We start from the raw sequence: 16,057 nt of genomic DNA, 5'->3' as shown, positions 1-16,057 counted from the left end.
GTTGACTTCATGGTGTATACATACTATGATAACAACAATTTAATAAACGTATTTGAAACGCAACACAGTCAAACGTTTATAGATTTTATAAGAAGTAGCAGCCGTCAAGTAACTTGATGCAACTGATACGCTTCGTACTTAGATATAGAAGAGGTGTAGTGAATGCGTAGTGATATGATTAAAAAAGGTGTCGATCGTGCACCTCACCGAAGCCTACTTTATGCGGCTGGTGTTAAAACAAAAGATTTAGACAAACCGTTCATCGGAATTTGTAACTCTTATATTGATATTATTCCCGGACATGTCCACTTACAAGAGTTCGGTAAAGTTGTAAAACAAGCCATTATTGAAGCGGGTGGTATTCCATTCGAATTCAATACAATTGGTGTAGATGATGGCATTGCGATGGGACACATTGGTATGCGTTATTCATTACCATCACGCGAATTAATCGCCGATAGCGCTGAAACTGTTATTAATGCACACTGGTTTGATGGCGTATTCTACATTCCAAACTGTGACAAAATCACACCAGGGATGTTGATGGCGGCAGTTCGTACAAACGTACCATCCATCTTCGTAACAGGCGGCCCAATGGAGCCAGGTGTTTCATCTAAAGGAGAACCACTATCGCTTACATCGGTATTTGAAGGCGTAGGTGCTTACAAAAGCGGTCGCATGAGCGAAGCGGAATTACTAGATATCGAGCAAAATGCTTGTCCAACATGCGGCTCTTGTTCAGGGATGTTCACAGCGAACTCGATGAACTCATTAATGGAAATGGTTGGTTTAACTGTTCCAGGGAATGCGACAATCGTTGCGACATCAAAAGAGCGTCACGAGCTAATTAAACAAGCAGCACGTAACTTAGTTGATATGGTTAAAAATGATGTGAAACCACGCGACATCGTGACAAAAGAAGCAATTGATGATGCATTCGCATTAGATATGGCGATGGGTGGTTCAACAAATACTGTACTTCATACGCTAGCATTAGCACACGAGGCGGAAATTGACTACAACATTAACGATATTAATACAGTAGCAGAACGCGTACCGTATTTAGCAAAAATTATGCCAGCATCAAATTACTCGATGCATGATATTCATTTATCAGGTGGGATTTCTGCTATTATTAACGAATTAACAAAAATTCCAGGTGCGATTCATCCAGACCGTATAACGGTGACCGGTAAAACACTTCGTGAAAACGTCGCAAATGATGAAATTACAAATACCGATGTTATCCGTACGAAAGATAATCCATACAGTAAAGTTGGCGGCTTATCAATTTTATTCGGCAACATCGCACCTAATGGCAGTGTTATTAAAGTAGGGGCTGTCGATCCATCGATTCAAACGTTCCGCGGTGAAGCGATTTGCTTCCAATCACAAGATGATGCACAAGCGGCAATCGATAACGGTACGGTGCAAGCAGGCCATGTTGTTGTTATTCGCTATGAAGGTCCTAAAGGTGGCCCGGGGATGCCAGAAATGCTGGCACCAACGTCAGCTATCCAAGGTCGCGGCTTAGGGAAAGAAGTGGCATTAATTACAGATGGTCGTTTCAGCGGTGCCTCTCGTGGTATCTCAATCGGTCACATTTCACCAGAAGCAGCAGAAGGTGGCCCAATCGCATTAATTAACGATGGCGACATCATTATAATCGATTTACCGGCACGTACAATTAACGTCGAAGTATCAGATGAAGAGCTAGAAAAACGCGCACAAGCATTACCTGCATTTGAACCAAAAATCAAAAAAGGTTGGTTAGCACGTTATTCAAGCCTTGTAACATCCGCTTCAACTGGCGGTACGATGAAATTCTAACTAGAAAATTCTAAAAATTCAATATATAAAGCGTTGAAGAGGTAAAAGGAAATAGATGTGGACTTTCCAGAGAGCTGATGGTCGGTGTGAATCAGTAGCTAGCTATTTCTGACATCCCCTCTGAGTGAATGGTTAAACGCCTTGTGCTAGTAGGTCATTCCGGGTGCTCGTCACTCGTTACTAAAAGAATAGATTCGTCTATTCATGAGGTTATAAAGGTGACTTTATAGCGAAGCAGGGTGGTACCATGAAAGTTTTTTCATCCCTACGCAAAGAAGAGCAATGTATTTTTGCGTGGCGTGAGAAAACTTTTTTTCGTGAATATTTAACTTAATAGGGAGGAGCCATAAGAATGAACGCAGAACTTGAACTAGCAAATCATCCAACACAGGCACAAGAGCAAGAAAAACAGACGAAACCGAAAACAGGTGCAGAAGTATTTATTGAAGCACTGAAAAATCAAGATGTTGAGATTATTTTCGGTTACCCAGGCGGTGCAGTATTACCATTATATGATGCATTATACCGCAACCCAATTAAACACATTTTAGCGCGCCATGAGCAAGGGGCAATCCACGCAGCGGAGGGCTATGCTCGTGTGACAGGGAGACCGGGCGTCGTCATTGCTACGTCAGGCCCAGGAGCGACAAACCTAGTTACAGGTATCACGGATGCGATGATGGATTCCCTTCCATTAGTAGTATTCACTGGTCAAGTGGCCACAACAGTTGTCGGCACAGACGCTTTCCAAGAAGCTGACATCATTGGCATCACACAACCAATCACAAAACATAATTATCAAATCAAAGATGTGCAAGATGTACCGCGCATCATTAAAGAAGCATTCCATATCGCCAATACAGGCCGTAAAGGTCCCGTAGTTGTCGATTTCCCAAAAAATATTGCCAATGCGATCTTTGATAGCGAGGCGTATGTGGATGAACCAATCAATTTACCAGGGTATCAACCAACACTTCGTCCAAACTATTTACAAATCAAAAAAGCGATCGAACTATTAAAAACAGCGAAAAAACCAATCATTCTTGCTGGTGCAGGCGTACTCGCAGCTGATGCAAAAAAAGAATTTAATGACTTTATTGAGCGACACAACTTACCGGTAGTCAACACGTTACTAGGTCTTGGTACAATCGACAACAACCATGAAAACTTCTACGGCATGGCTGGGATGCACGGCACATACGCATCAAATATGGGGATTTCAGAAGCTGATGTACTATTAAATATCGGTGCACGCTTCGATGACCGCTTAACAGGTAATTTATCGAAATTTGCACAAAATGCTAAAATCATCCATATTGATGTCGATCCAGCAGAAATCGGTAAAAATGTACCGACTGATGTTCCAATCGTATCCGATGCGAAAGAAGCATTAAAAGCGTTATTAAAACAAGATTTTGAAACAGCTGATTTTTCTGAGTGGACAACACAAATGAATGACTGGCGTACGCAATATCCATATTGGTATGAAGAAGATGCAGAAGGCGCGTTATTACCGCAACAAGTATTAAAAGCGGTGAATGAATTAACGAATGGTGAAGCAATCGTCACAACCGATGTTGGTCAACACCAAATGTTCGCTGCGCAATACTTCTCATTCAAAAAAGATCATCGTTGGGTAACATCCGGTGGACTTGGTACGATGGGATTCGGTTTCCCAGCTGCCATCGGAGCACAATTTGCTTTCCCAGATGAGCAAGTTATTTCAATCGTCGGCGATGCAGGATTCCAAATGACGCTACAAGAATTAGGGTTATTACAAGAATTCAACTTGCCGGTAAAAGTCATCATGCTAAACAATGCTTGTCTAGGTATGGTACGACAATGGCAAGAGTCATTTTATGATGAACGCTACTCTTCATCACTAATGCCTGTACAACCAGACTTCTTAAAATTAGCAGAAGCTTACGATGTAAAAGGATATGTTATTGATGATCCAGCTACAGCGAAAGCGCAATTACAAGAAGCATTAGCATATGATGGGCCAGTCTTAGTCGACTGCCGCGTAAAACAACTAGAACTTGTGACACCAATGGTTGCACCAGGTGCAGGGCTAGCTGAGATGATTGGAGTGGAAAAAGAATGAAACGTATCATTACGGTAACGGTAATCAATCAAAGCGGCGTATTAAACCGCGTAACGGGTCTATTAATGAAGCGTCAATTCAACATTGAAAGCATCACAGTAGGCCATACAGAACAACCTGGCATTTCAAAAATGACATTCATCGTTAATGTAGAAGATGAACGTAAGATTGAACAGTTAGTTAAGCAATTATCAAAACAAATCGATGTCATTAAAGTGAATGATATCACTGATAAATCAACGGTTATTCGTGAGTTAGCGTTAATCAAAGTTGTAGCGCCACCGAATTTACGCGGTGAAATTAACTCCATCGTTGAGCCGTTCCGCGGTCAAGTCATCGACATCGGTAAAAATGTCGTGACGTACCAAGTAGTCGGTTCACCTGAAAAAATCGATGCCTTTATCGAGCTTGTGAAGCCATATGGCATTAAAGAATTAACACGTACTGGTGTTACAGCGTTCGTTCGTGATTCGCAACTTCAGCAGAAGACACAACTATCGCTTTTACAATAAAAAAACAGACAAAAAAACATTCAATTAATTAGGGGGAAAAGAATTATGGCACAAATGTATTACAATCAAGATATCAACGAGAAAGTATTAGAAGGTAAAAAAATCGCAGTAATCGGTTACGGTTCACAAGGTCATGCACACGCACTTAACTTAAAAGAATCTGGTTTCGATGTACGTATCGGTATCCGCCCAGGTAACTCTGCAGATCGTGCGAAAAATGATGGCTTAGACGTAAAATCAGTAGCAGAAGCTGCAAAAGAAGCAGATGTAATCATGGTTCTTCTTCCAGACGAAACACAAAAAGCAGTATACGAAGCGGAAATCGCACCAGGTTTAGTAGCTGGTAACGCGCTAGTATTCGCTCACGGTTTCAACATCCACTTCGAACAAATCGTAGCACCTGCTGATGTTGACGTATTCCTAATCGCTCCAAAAGGCCCTGGTCACTTAGTACGTCGTACGTATCAAGCTGGCGCTGGTGTACCAGGTTTAATCGCTGTCTATCAAGATGCTACTGGTCAAGCAAAAGATTTAGCACTTGCTTATTCTAAAGGAATCGGCGCAGCTCGTGCAGGCGTTCTTGAAACAACATTCAAAGAAGAAACAGAAACAGATTTATTCGGTGAGCAAGCGGTACTTTGCGGTGGCGCAGTAGAACTAGTAAAAGCTGGTTTCGAAACGTTAGTTGAAGCAGGTTACCAACCAGAAATCGCTTACTTCGAATGTTTCCACGAATTAAAATTAATCGTTGACCTAATGTACGAAGGCGGTATCGAAAACATGAACTATTCAGTATCAGATACAGCTGAATGGGGCGAATATGTTTCAGGTCCACGCGTTGTAACAGCTGAATCAAAAGCAGCAATGAAAGATGTATTAACAGACATCCAAAACGGTACATTCGCACGTGAATGGATTCAAGAAAATGAAACAAACCGTCCAAAATACACTGCGAAAAAACAAGCAGTGAAAGATCACCAAATCGAAAAAGTTGGCGCCAAATTACGTGAAATGATGCCATTCGTAGGTCAAAAAGCTTCTGCTGAAGTAGTAGGTAAATAATATGACGAAGATTGATATCTTTGATACAACCCTTCGTGATGGAGAACAGTCAGCTGGTATCAACTTAAATACCGGAGAAAAACTTGAAATTGCGAAGCAGCTAGAACGTCTAGGTGTATCGATTATTGAAGCAGGTTTCCCCGCTTCATCACCTGGCGATTTTGAAGCTGTATCACGTATCGCAACAACAGTGAAAAATTCGACTGTTACAGGGTTAGCTCGTGCGATGCAAAAAGATATTGATGTGACATGGGAAGCACTTAAACATGCTGAAAACCCTCATATCCATGTGTTCCTTGCGACGAGTCCAATTCACATGAAATATAAATTGAATAAAACACCTGAAGAAGTTATTGAAGCAAGTGTTGCTGCTGTGAAGTATGCGAAGAAGTTTTTCCCACTTGTTCAATGGTCTGCAGAAGATGCCTTTCGTTCAGATCGCGAATTTTTAGTTCGCATTATGGATGAAGTCATTAAAGCAGGTGCGACAACAATCAACGTACCAGATACGGTTGGTTATGCAAGTCCTGCGGAGTACGGCGCATTGTTCAAATACTTGATTGAAGAAATTCCAAACAGCGATTTAGTCAAATTCTCATCTCATTGTCATGATGATTTAGGAATGGCTGTAGCGAACTCGATTGCAGCGATTGAAAACGGTGCACGTCAAGTAGAATGTACCATTAATGGTATTGGCGAACGTGCTGGGAATGCAGCGCTTGAAGAAATTGGCGTTGCCTTACACATCCGCAATGATTTGTATCAAGTGGAGACGGGTCTTAATCTTTCTGAGATTACACGTACGTCGCGCCTTGTTAGTAAATTAACAGGTTCTCCTGTTCAGCCAAACAAAGCAATCGTTGGGAAAAATGCCTTTGCTCATGAGTCAGGTATTCACCAAGATGGCGTGCTGAAAAATCCAGAAACATACGAGATCATTACACCGGAACTTGTCGGTGAAAATAAAGTGCCGCTTGTGCTAGGTAAACACTCAGGTCGCCATGCCTTTAAGGATCGTGCGATTGAGCTTGGCTTTGAATTAGACGATGAACGTTTGCAAAAAGCGTTCGTCGCATTCAAAGAACTAGCAGATAAGAAAAAAGAAATTACCGAAGAAGATTTATTGACGCTATTAACGGATGAAACGCTTGAAACAGCGGACATTCCACTTTATAGACTACAATCAGTGCAAGTACAATACGGTACGGAAAACATTCCGACTGCTACGGTACGTGCGACAAAACCTTCGGGTGAAGAAGTAACCGTTGCTTCTACGGGTTCAGGTTCGGTTGAAGCGATTTTCAATACGCTAGAAAAGCTTGTTGAAGAATCGGTGAAAATTTTAGACTACCGCGTGTCATCTGTCGGCTCAGGTCGCGATGCACTTGGTGAAGCGGTTATTAATATCGCGTATAAAGGCGGCACATACCGCGGACGCGATGCAGCACAAGATGTGTTAAAAGCTTCTGCTGAAGCGTATCTTGATGCGATTAATCGTGAAATTATTCAAGCGCAATTACGCGCCAAAGAATTAGCATAACTACTTTGAGACTGTCTCATTTGAGGCAGTCTCATCTATTACATATTGTTTAACTTTGAAGGGAGACATTCTTATGGAAAAGAAAATTACGGCTTTACCAGGTGACGGCATCGGTCCAGAGATCGTGTCAAGTGCTGTACAAGTACTACAAGCTATTGCACACAAATACAATCATACATTTCACATCGCAGTAGGTGCTATTGGCGGTGCGGCAATCGATCAATTTAATGACCCGCTACCACAAGAAACAATCGAATTATGCGAAGCAAGCGATGCGATTTTATTAGGTGCTGTTGGAGGTCCGAAATGGGACAATAACCCATCGGATTTACGCCCAGAAAAAGGCTTGTTGCGCATTCGTAAGCACTTTGATTTATTCTCTAACCTGCGTCCGGTTCAAGCAATTCCATCGATGTTACAATCGTCTCCTTTAAAAGAAGAAAACGTCAAAGATGTAGATTTATTAATCGTCCGTGAATTAACGGGGGGTCTTTACTTCGGTGAACGTAACCGCGATGATGAAACTGCCTATGACACACTGACATATAGCCGCAAAGAGATCGAGCGCATTGTTGACAATGCATTCCAACTAGCTCGTCTACGCAGCAAACGTTTAACATCCGTTGACAAAGCAAATGTGCTAGATACATCGCGCTTATGGCGTCAAATTGTTGACGAGAAAAAGGCGGATTATCCAGACGTTGAAGTCGAGCATAGCTTAGTTGACTCAACAGCTATGAAATTAATTACAAATCCCGCTTCATATGATGTCATCGTAACGGAAAATATGTTTGGCGATATTTTATCAGATGAAGCATCTGTTATTACCGGTTCACTTGGTGTATTACCATCTGCGTCGATGCGTGGAGATAACTTCGGTTTATACGAGCCCGTTCATGGTTCAGCACCGGATATTGCAGGCAAAGGCATTGCTAACCCAGCTGCGACGATTTTATCGGCAGCGATGCTTTTACAATACACATTTGAATTAGCTGATGAGGCAAAAGAGATTGAACAAGCGGTTGCACGCGTGTTTGAACAAGGTTTCTTTACCGGCGACATGGCACCAAAAGGTACAGCAGCACTTTCAACAAATGAATGGACTGAAAAAGTAATCGCTGAAATTGATTCATCATATGTACAGGATACATTTGCAAATTTACTATAAGAAAGGATGACGAAAAATGGGAAAAAATATTATTGAAAAAGTTTGGGATAATCACATCGTTTATGAGGAGTCAGGTAAACCGGATTTATTATTCATCGACCTACATTTAGTGCATGAAGTAACGAGTCCACAAGCCTTTGAAGGGTTACGTCTCAACAACCGTCAAGTTCGTCGTCCAGATTTAACATTTGCAACGATGGATCACAACGTACCAACACAAAATTTACCGGTTATTAATGACCCAATTGCGAAAAAGCAAATTACAACGCTTGCCGACAACTGTAAAGAGTTTGGTGTAGAGCTTGCGGATATGGGCCACCCAGACCAAGGAATTGTCCACGTTATCGGGCCGCAGCTTGGGTTAACACAACCTGGTAAAACGATTGTGTGTGGAGATTCTCATACATCGACACATGGTGCTTTTGGCGCAATCGCCTTTGGTATCGGCACATCGGAAGTTGAACATGTATTAAGTACACAAACGCTATGGCAAAACAAACCAAAAACGATGGAAGTACGCGTAGAAGGCGAATTAGGTTTTGGTGTTGCGGCAAAAGATATTATTTTAGCGATTATCGCAAAATTTGGCATTGATATGGGGACGGGGCACATCGTTGAGTTTACTGGTGATGCGATTCATAAACTTTCAATGGAAGAGCGTATGACGATTTGTAATATGTCGATTGAAGCAGGGGCAAAAGCCGGTTTAATCTCGCCAGACCAAATTACGGTGGATTATATTAAAGGGCGTAAATTTGCGCCAGCAGACCAATTTGATGAAGCAGCGGCGTATTGGCTATCACTAGCATCTGATGCCGATGCCACGTACGATGAAGTGCGTATCATTCAAGCGGCTGATATTGAGCCAATCGTTACATGGGGAACAAATCCATCAATGGGTGTTGGTGTATCACAAACGGTACCAACAGCAGCAGATTTCACTGAAGAATCGGATAAACAAGCGCTTGAAAAAGCATTAACGTATATGGATTTAGAAGCGGGTACACCGATTACAGATATTGCGATTCAACATGTCTTTATCGGCTCTTGCACAAACTCTCGCCTACACGATTTACGTGCTGCAGCCTCGGTTATTCAAGGGCAAAAAGTACATGAAGGCGTGCGTGCAATCGTCGTACCGGGCTCTTATTCTGTCAAGCAACAAGCAGAAGCAGAAGGATTAGATAAAGTATTTTTAGAAGCAGGATTTGAATGGCGTGAATCAGGTTGTTCGATGTGCCTAGCAATGAATGAGGACGTTGTACCAGCTGGTGAACGCTGTGCCTCTACATCAAACCGTAACTTTGAAGGACGTCAAGGTGCGGGTTCACGTACGCATTTAGTATCGCCTCCAATGGCCGCAGCGGCAGCTATTGCAGGACACTTTGTAGACGTTCGAGAAATTATGAAAGCATCTGTATAGGAGGAACAGCCGAATGAAACCAATTAACCAAGTAACGAGCGTATTAACACCACTGAATCGTAAAAATGTCGATACCGATCAAATTATTTCAAAAGAGTTTCTAAAGCGCATCGAGCGTACAGGCTTTGGTCAATATGTATTTTATCATTGGCGCTTTGATGCAGAAGGAAATCCAATCGAAGATTTCGTATTAAATCAACCGCAATATAAAGGTTCAAGCATTTTAGTTGCACATGATAACTTTGGTTGTGGCTCATCACGTGAGCACGCACCATGGGCGATTTTAGACTACGGTTTTAATGTTGTGATTGCACCAAGCTATGCGGATATTTTCCATAATAACTGTTTCAAAAATGGTATTTTACCAATTGAATTATCGGTTTCTGAAGTAGAAGAAATTTTAGCGACAGCAGAAGCTAATGCAACAACGGCAACGGTTAGCTTAGAACACCAAACAGTAACAGTTGGTGACAAAGTGTATCATTTTGACATCGATGCGTACTATAAAGAAACATTATTGAATGGTTGGGATGAAATTTCTTTAACAATTCAATATGATGAACACATTAAAAAATATGAACAAAGACGTACTGTATTTGCTTAAATAAACGAGGCTGGGACATACGTGTAACAACACCCTTTCAGATGAGCATAAGAAAAACCGGAATCGCGCTGTGGCGCGGTTCCGGTTTTTTGTGGCGAACGCTAAAAAAGGAACAGGAACTGTTTTGTAAAAGCCTCTTTTTTGTTTCGACACTAAAAAAGTGGAAAGAAATTTTATGTGTGATTTTACAGTGAAATTGAATGAATTTACTGTTATATACGCAATATTACTCAAAATTAAAAAATGCGATGTTTTGCGTAAAAATAAAACGGCAATAGTACAACATAATGATAAATAAAGGAGTGTAGACGATGAATAACTTCACAGAAGCCATTCAATCTTTACAAGCAGCAACTATTCAACGAGATAAAGTATCAACAGGAATCCATTATGAAATGGACGGTCAATTAATGATGAAACTCCATCGCAATCAACTAACGCCGATTGAAACAATGATCAATGAACGCGGTACAATCGAACAACGATTAATGTCGGATAATGATCGCGTTGACATGCGCCAGTTTGAACAAATCATCTCTGCACGCGCGGAAGATTTCGCCAAACTATTTTAAATGTTAGACAATTGAATGCATGATAATGGGCTGTCAAATCTAGGGGACGATGAGAGAGCCTTTTTATTATTGTGTTATAACAGATAACTTAAAAAAATTATAAATAATACTGTACAAATAATATATTTGAATGATAAAATAGAAAATGTTAAAATATATGGCGTTATCTATTAAGAATGTTTATTACGTTTCTTAACACTGATCGATTTTATGGGAGAAATCGATGCAGAATCATGCCATTAATCGATGTTTCTTTCGATCATGCTGTATCACAACAGTTTGACAGAGGTTTTACGTGAAAAATGTAAGCATTCTGTCAACGGAAGAATCATGCGGTATTCATCGTAATATACGCTGAGATAAGGGGTTATCTTCGTATATACATAAACTACTAGTGTAAGAGCAAGAGTTCTCATGGGGATGGGAAATCATACGATGAATATCAAACGTTCAAACAAAGGGTTTTATAAATACAATCGTAAAGAAGGAATCGCGCCGTAGCGGTTCCTTTTTTGTTATACTCAAAACTATGAGGAGTGAAAGTGACATGGGAACACATGAACGACAAACGCGCGCACATTTATTGCAGCAACAACTAAAGGTGGTACAGACCGAGCAACATAAACTTGTAGCGGTAATTAAGCAACAAATTGCGCTACCAACGTATGACGAGGCAGAAGCGGTTTTTATCGATGAGGTGTTGATTGTGCAAGCAATGAAGCTTGCACAGCGTAGCGTCAATGATGACAAAGAAGCGCAATATGAATTAGCGCATTTATATCGTGGAATCGGCATGATGACATTAAGCGCACAATGTTTTCAACTAGCAGCAACTAATGGTTATTTAGCGGCGTTGTATTGGCTTGGTAACCTTTATTATGAAGGTCTTGGTGTCGATGAAAATATCGAGCGTGCATTTGCTTGTTATGAACAGGCAGCGAAAGCAGGGCTTGCTGATGCGATGAATAATTATGCGGATATGTACCTTCGCGGCGAAACGGTTGAACAAAATGAAACGATTGCCTACCATTGGTTTTCAAAAGCGGCGATGCTCGGCGTATCGGAGGCGATGTTTACGCTTGGCTATATGTTTGAAAAAGGCGTTGGTGTTGAAGTAGATGAACAGACATCGCTGTATTGGTTTGAGCAAGCGGCATTTTATGGTGATTTGTATGCGGCAAATTATTTGGGCCATAAAGCGATGCAACGTACAGCATTTGACGAGGCATTTGTGTGGTATTTACAAGCAGCAAATGGCCAAGATATTGAAGGCGAATACAATGTCGGTTTTTGTTATGAACAAGGCGTTGGTACAGTACAAAATTTACAAAAAGCGAAGTATTGGTATCAACGTGCTGCATTGCAAGGTGACGAGCAGGCGAAGGACAAGCTAACGCGTTTTTAACGCGCGAAAAATGGGAATAGTTTTGTAAGGGGGGTGGCGTTTATGCGACACCATATCGAGCGACTATTATTGTTAGAACAACAGCTAAATGAGCAACTACAAGATGCTTTTCATCGCCAAACGATTCATAAGGTTGCGACAGCGATTCAATTGCCGTATTTTCAACAAGTGAGTATTGTGCGCCAACTGTTAGCGGAATGTGCGTCTGTGCATATTGGTTTGTATGAGCCAATCGAACGTCAAGAGATGTGTGCACGGATTGAGGTATTGCGCCATTTACTACATGTTGAACAACAGCAAGATGTCACTGGATTTATCGATGCCCTCTGTTACTTTGAGCAATACTACGATGACGAAGATGTGCGTCACAATATTGATGACGCTGCACATAACGATTTGAAATGGGTCATTGCTTATACGCTTTCATGGCTAGATGAGCCGCAGTCATGGTCGATGCTTCAGCGTTCGTTAGTAAACGTTGCCGAAGCCTTTGCGGTGCATTACCGAACGAATGATTTTACAATGAGTGCGAAGCGAGCCTTAGCCGATTTAATCGACATTGACCAACTCGTAATGATACATGTCGATGCACAGCAAAACGCGCGTTATACGTTTGTCCCATCGCGTGAACGATTGAATCAGCTATTGCGCCGCGTTTATCATACGCTCGACACATCGGTGTTATTATCGGCAAGCTGGCAACAGCAAATTCGCAAATTATATAACGAACAATTGATGACACCACAATAACAACGAGAGGAATTGCATGATGGCGCAGTTTCTCTTTTTAAATGCCAAAAAAGTTTATAAAGGGTTCGAGCTATTCTTTTTTGGCATAGTAAGTATTCCATGTATTGCCAAATATATACTTAAAGACATAGCCAAAAATTCATTTTTGAGGGGGAAGGTTTCATGAAAGTGGCGTTATTTGCGACATGTTTAGTTGATGTATTTCAAACGAATGTAGGAAAGGCGACCGTTGAGCTATTAGAATCACTTGGCTGTGACGTAACGTTTCCGAAGGGGCAAGTGTGCTGTGGGCAACCAGCGTACAATTCAGGGTATATAAGGGATGCCAAGGAACCGATGCGTCATATGATTGATACATTTTTACATGAACCATGTATCGTGACACCGTCGGGCTCATGTGCAACGATGTTTAAAGAATATCCACGTATTTTCGCCGATGAACCAATCTATGCGAAGAAAGCACAACTTGTAGCAGACAAAACGTATGAATTAACGGAATTTTTAGTTAATGTTTTGAAAGTTACGGATGTTGGCGCAAGTTTCCCGCATCGTGTGACGTATCATACGTCGTGCCATATGACGCGTTTATTAGGTGTAAAAGAAGAGCCATATATTTTATTAGAACATGTAAAAGGTTTAGAACTTGTCGCGTTGCCAAACGCACATAATTGCTGCGGTTTTGGCGGCACATTTTCAGTGAAAATGGGTACTATCTCCGAGCAAATGGTTGATGAGAAGATAGACTGTGCGCTGCAAACAGATGCCGACTATTTGATTGCATCCGATGGTGGCTGCATGATGAATATTAATGGGCGTCTGCACCGACGTGGCGACAAATTAACGACGCTGCATATTGCTGAAGTTTTAACACAACATGAAGGGGTGTAGTCGATGGCAATTCAATTTAATGAGCATCACTTTAACGATAATGTCGAGAAAAACGTACACAACGATTTTATGCGCGGCGCCGTCGCATCGGCACAAGATCATTTATATACGAAACGACTAGATGCTGTGGAAGAATTAGGGGATTGGGAACAGTGGCGCAATCACGCACAAGAAATTCGTCAGCATGTGCTCGAACATTTAGATTATTATTTGCATGAACTAGCGATAAATGTTGAAAAAGCGGGTGGTCACGTTTATTTTGCACACGATGCCAATGAGGCCAATGCGTATATTCGTGATGTTGTGCGGCAAAAGAATGCTAAAAAAATCGTTAAGTCTAAATCGATGGTAACGGAAGAAATTAGCTTAAATGACGCGTTAGAAGCAGAAGGATGCCAAGTGCTTGAAACGGATCTTGGCGAATACATTTTGCAGCTAGAGGGCGATAAGCCGTCGCATATCGTTGCACCGTCCTTGCATAAAAATAAAGATCAAATTAAAGAAGTATTTGTTGAAAAGCTCGGTTATGATGAACAAAATACATCGGAAGCGGGTGAATTAGCGCGTTATGTACGTGAGATTTTGCGCGATGAATTTTTAGCCGCTGATGTAGGCGTGACAGGTTGTAACTTTGCAGTTGCCGATAGCGGTTCGATTTGTTTAGTAACAAATGAAGGCAATGCCGGCTTAGTGACGACTATTCCAAAAACACATATTGCCGTAATGGGCATGGAACGTCTTGTGCCATCAATGGAAGAATTAGAAGTGTTAGTAACGATGCTAACACGCAGCGCAGTTGGTCAAAAATTGTCGAGTTATGTCAACATCGTGACGGGGCCAAAACACGCGCAAGAAGTAGATGGTCCAGAAGACTTTCATGTCGTTGTGTTAGATAATGGCCGCTCGTCGATTCTAGGGGGCGATTTTGAAGAAGTGTTGCAATGTATTCGCTGCGGTGCTTGTGTCAATACTTGTCCGGTTTACCGACATATTGGTGGTCATTCGTACAATTCGATTTATTCGGGGCCAATTGGTGCCGTATTAACGCCGTTATTAGCAGGTTATGATGATTATAAAGAGTTGCCATATGCGTCAAGTTTATGCGGCGCTTGTACCGAAGTTTGTCCGGTGAAAATTCCATTACACGAATTATTATTAAAACATCGCCAAGTGATCGTCGAAGAAGAAGGGCGAGCACCGGTCTCAGAAAGTGCGATGATGAAATTATTTGAGTTCGGTGCATCGCGTTCACCGCTATATCGATTTGGGACGAAGGTAGCGGCGAAAGCCATCAAGCCATTTGCAAAAGATGACATGATTTCAAAAGGCCCCGGACCATTGAAAACCTGGACCAATGTCCGTGATTTTCCAGCACCAAAAGAGCAACGTTTACGAGACTGGTTTGAGACGCGTGATAAGGGAGGAAACGTTTAATGGAACAAACACAATTTTTATCGACAATAGCGGCTCGCTTACAACGTACTGCCAATACGACTGAACGACCAATAAAAAATTGGCAACATCGACCGAACGCACAACATGATGCACGAATGACAAACGATGACTTACTTACGACATTTAAAGAGCAATGTACACGTATTCATACCGATGTCGTAGAAGCGACGCGCGGAACGTTACAACAAGAGGTTGCACAAGTTATCAAAAATTATGGTGGCCCTGTATCCGTTTGGGATGATGCTCGTTTTGAAACGTATGGTTTAACGCCGTTATTAATGCAAACATTACCACAACATGACATCGCTGTTTATACGTGGAGTAATGAAAAATCGCGCGAACAAAATTTTGCTGAAGCTAATATATCGCGCGTAGGCCTTGTCTTTAGTGAATATGCGCTAGCAGAGTCTGGCACTGTTGTCCTTTATTCAGCGGAAGGTGCAGGGAAGGCAGTTGGCTTATTGCCACACGCCTTTGTCGCCATTATTCCAAAAAGCTCATTATTGCTACGTATGACGCAACTATCTCAATTGTTTCGGCAGCGTGTAGAGGCAGGGGAACTTTTGCCACACGCCATTGATTATGTTTCGGGGCCAAGTAATTCAGCCGACATTGAAATGAAATTAGTCGTTGGCGTGCATGGACCGGTAGAAGCAACCTATATTGTGTTAACAGATTGTTAACGTTTTCCATCTTTCGTTCTATTATAATAGAAGGAAGGTGGATTTTTTTTTCATTGTTTCG

General features: G+C 41.7%; 14 protein-coding genes and 1 other annotated feature. All 14 genes read left to right on the top strand.

What is annotated here, in order from left to right:
- Positions 1–162 precede the first annotated feature (162 nt).
- The 14 genes from ilvD to V514_RS0105900 all read left to right on the top strand — a co-directional run bounded on the left by ilvD (position 163) and on the right by V514_RS0105900 (position 15,996).
- A complete protein-coding gene (gene ilvD, locus V514_RS0105970; RefSeq protein ID WP_029498967.1) occupies positions 163–1,830 on the top strand; it encodes a dihydroxy-acid dehydratase in 1,668 nt (555 codons plus the stop codon).
- A gap of 24 nt (positions 1,831–1,854) precedes the next feature.
- Positions 1,855–2,100 (top strand) — a binding site (T-box leader).
- An 82-nt stretch (positions 2,101–2,182) separates the two neighbouring features.
- Positions 2,183–3,934 carry a biosynthetic-type acetolactate synthase large subunit gene (ilvB, locus tag V514_RS0105965; RefSeq protein WP_029498966.1) on the top strand — a complete coding sequence of 584 codons (1,752 nt, stop codon included), beginning with the start codon at positions 2,183–2,185 and terminating at the stop codon, positions 3,932–3,934.
- The gene (gene ilvN / locus V514_RS0105960) at positions 3,931–4,446 is read left to right on the top strand and encodes an acetolactate synthase small subunit (RefSeq protein WP_029498965.1); all 516 of its coding nucleotides are present in this window, start codon (positions 3,931–3,933) and stop codon (positions 4,444–4,446) included. Before ilvB ends, ilvN begins: the two co-directional genes overlap by 4 nt.
- A 45-nt stretch (positions 4,447–4,491) precedes the next feature.
- Positions 4,492–5,508, top strand: coding sequence for a ketol-acid reductoisomerase (gene ilvC, locus V514_RS0105955; protein WP_029498964.1), 1,017 nt, complete (start codon positions 4,492–4,494; stop codon positions 5,506–5,508).
- A 1-nt stretch (position 5,509) separates the two neighbouring features.
- Positions 5,510–7,048: a 2-isopropylmalate synthase gene (locus V514_RS0105950; RefSeq protein ID WP_029498962.1), complete on the top strand. Its 1,539-nt coding sequence runs from the start codon at positions 5,510–5,512 to the stop codon at positions 7,046–7,048.
- Between the two features lie 73 nt (positions 7,049–7,121).
- The gene (gene leuB, locus V514_RS0105945; protein WP_029498961.1) at positions 7,122–8,216 is read left to right on the top strand and encodes a 3-isopropylmalate dehydrogenase; all 1,095 of its coding nucleotides are present in this window, start codon (positions 7,122–7,124) and stop codon (positions 8,214–8,216) included.
- 16 nt (positions 8,217–8,232) lie between these two features.
- Positions 8,233–9,639 carry a 3-isopropylmalate dehydratase large subunit gene (leuC, locus tag V514_RS0105940; protein WP_029498959.1) on the top strand — a complete coding sequence of 469 codons (1,407 nt, stop codon included), beginning with the start codon at positions 8,233–8,235 and terminating at the stop codon, positions 9,637–9,639.
- A 13-nt stretch (positions 9,640–9,652) separates the two neighbouring features.
- On the top strand, positions 9,653–10,243 hold the full coding sequence (gene leuD, locus V514_RS0105935; protein ID WP_029498958.1) for a 3-isopropylmalate dehydratase small subunit: 591 nt from the start codon (positions 9,653–9,655) through the stop codon (positions 10,241–10,243).
- 311 nt (positions 10,244–10,554) lie between these two features.
- Positions 10,555–10,815, top strand: coding sequence for a hypothetical protein (locus V514_RS0105930; RefSeq protein WP_029498956.1), 261 nt, complete (start codon positions 10,555–10,557; stop codon positions 10,813–10,815).
- Between the two features lie 547 nt (positions 10,816–11,362).
- Positions 11,363–12,220 (top strand): tetratricopeptide repeat protein, encoded by an 858-nt coding sequence (locus V514_RS0105925; protein WP_029498955.1) that lies wholly within the window; start codon positions 11,363–11,365, stop codon positions 12,218–12,220.
- A gap of 42 nt (positions 12,221–12,262) precedes the next feature.
- A complete protein-coding gene (locus V514_RS0105920) occupies positions 12,263–12,970 on the top strand; it encodes a hypothetical protein (protein ID WP_029498952.1) in 708 nt (235 codons plus the stop codon).
- A gap of 162 nt (positions 12,971–13,132) precedes the next feature.
- Entirely contained in the window at positions 13,133–13,858 is a 726-nt protein-coding gene (locus V514_RS0105910; protein WP_029498949.1) for a (Fe-S)-binding protein, read from the top strand.
- 3 nt (positions 13,859–13,861) lie between these two features.
- Positions 13,862–15,292: a LutB/LldF family L-lactate oxidation iron-sulfur protein gene (locus V514_RS0105905; RefSeq protein WP_029498948.1), complete on the top strand. Its 1,431-nt coding sequence runs from the start codon at positions 13,862–13,864 to the stop codon at positions 15,290–15,292.
- Complete coding sequence (locus tag V514_RS0105900) at positions 15,292–15,996, top strand: LutC/YkgG family protein (protein ID WP_029498946.1); 705 nt, start codon at positions 15,292–15,294, stop codon at positions 15,994–15,996. The genes V514_RS0105905 and V514_RS0105900 overlap by 1 nt, the downstream gene beginning before the upstream one ends.
- Positions 15,997–16,057 lie beyond the last annotated feature (61 nt).

The organism is Kurthia huakuii LAM0618 (genome assembly GCF_000505545.1).
In the GTDB taxonomy this organism is placed as follows: Bacteria; Bacillota; Bacilli; order Bacillales_A; family Planococcaceae; genus Kurthia; species Kurthia huakuii.
The sequence above is the reverse complement of the archived record's forward strand: the minus strand, read 5'-3'. Positions and strand labels throughout refer to the sequence as shown.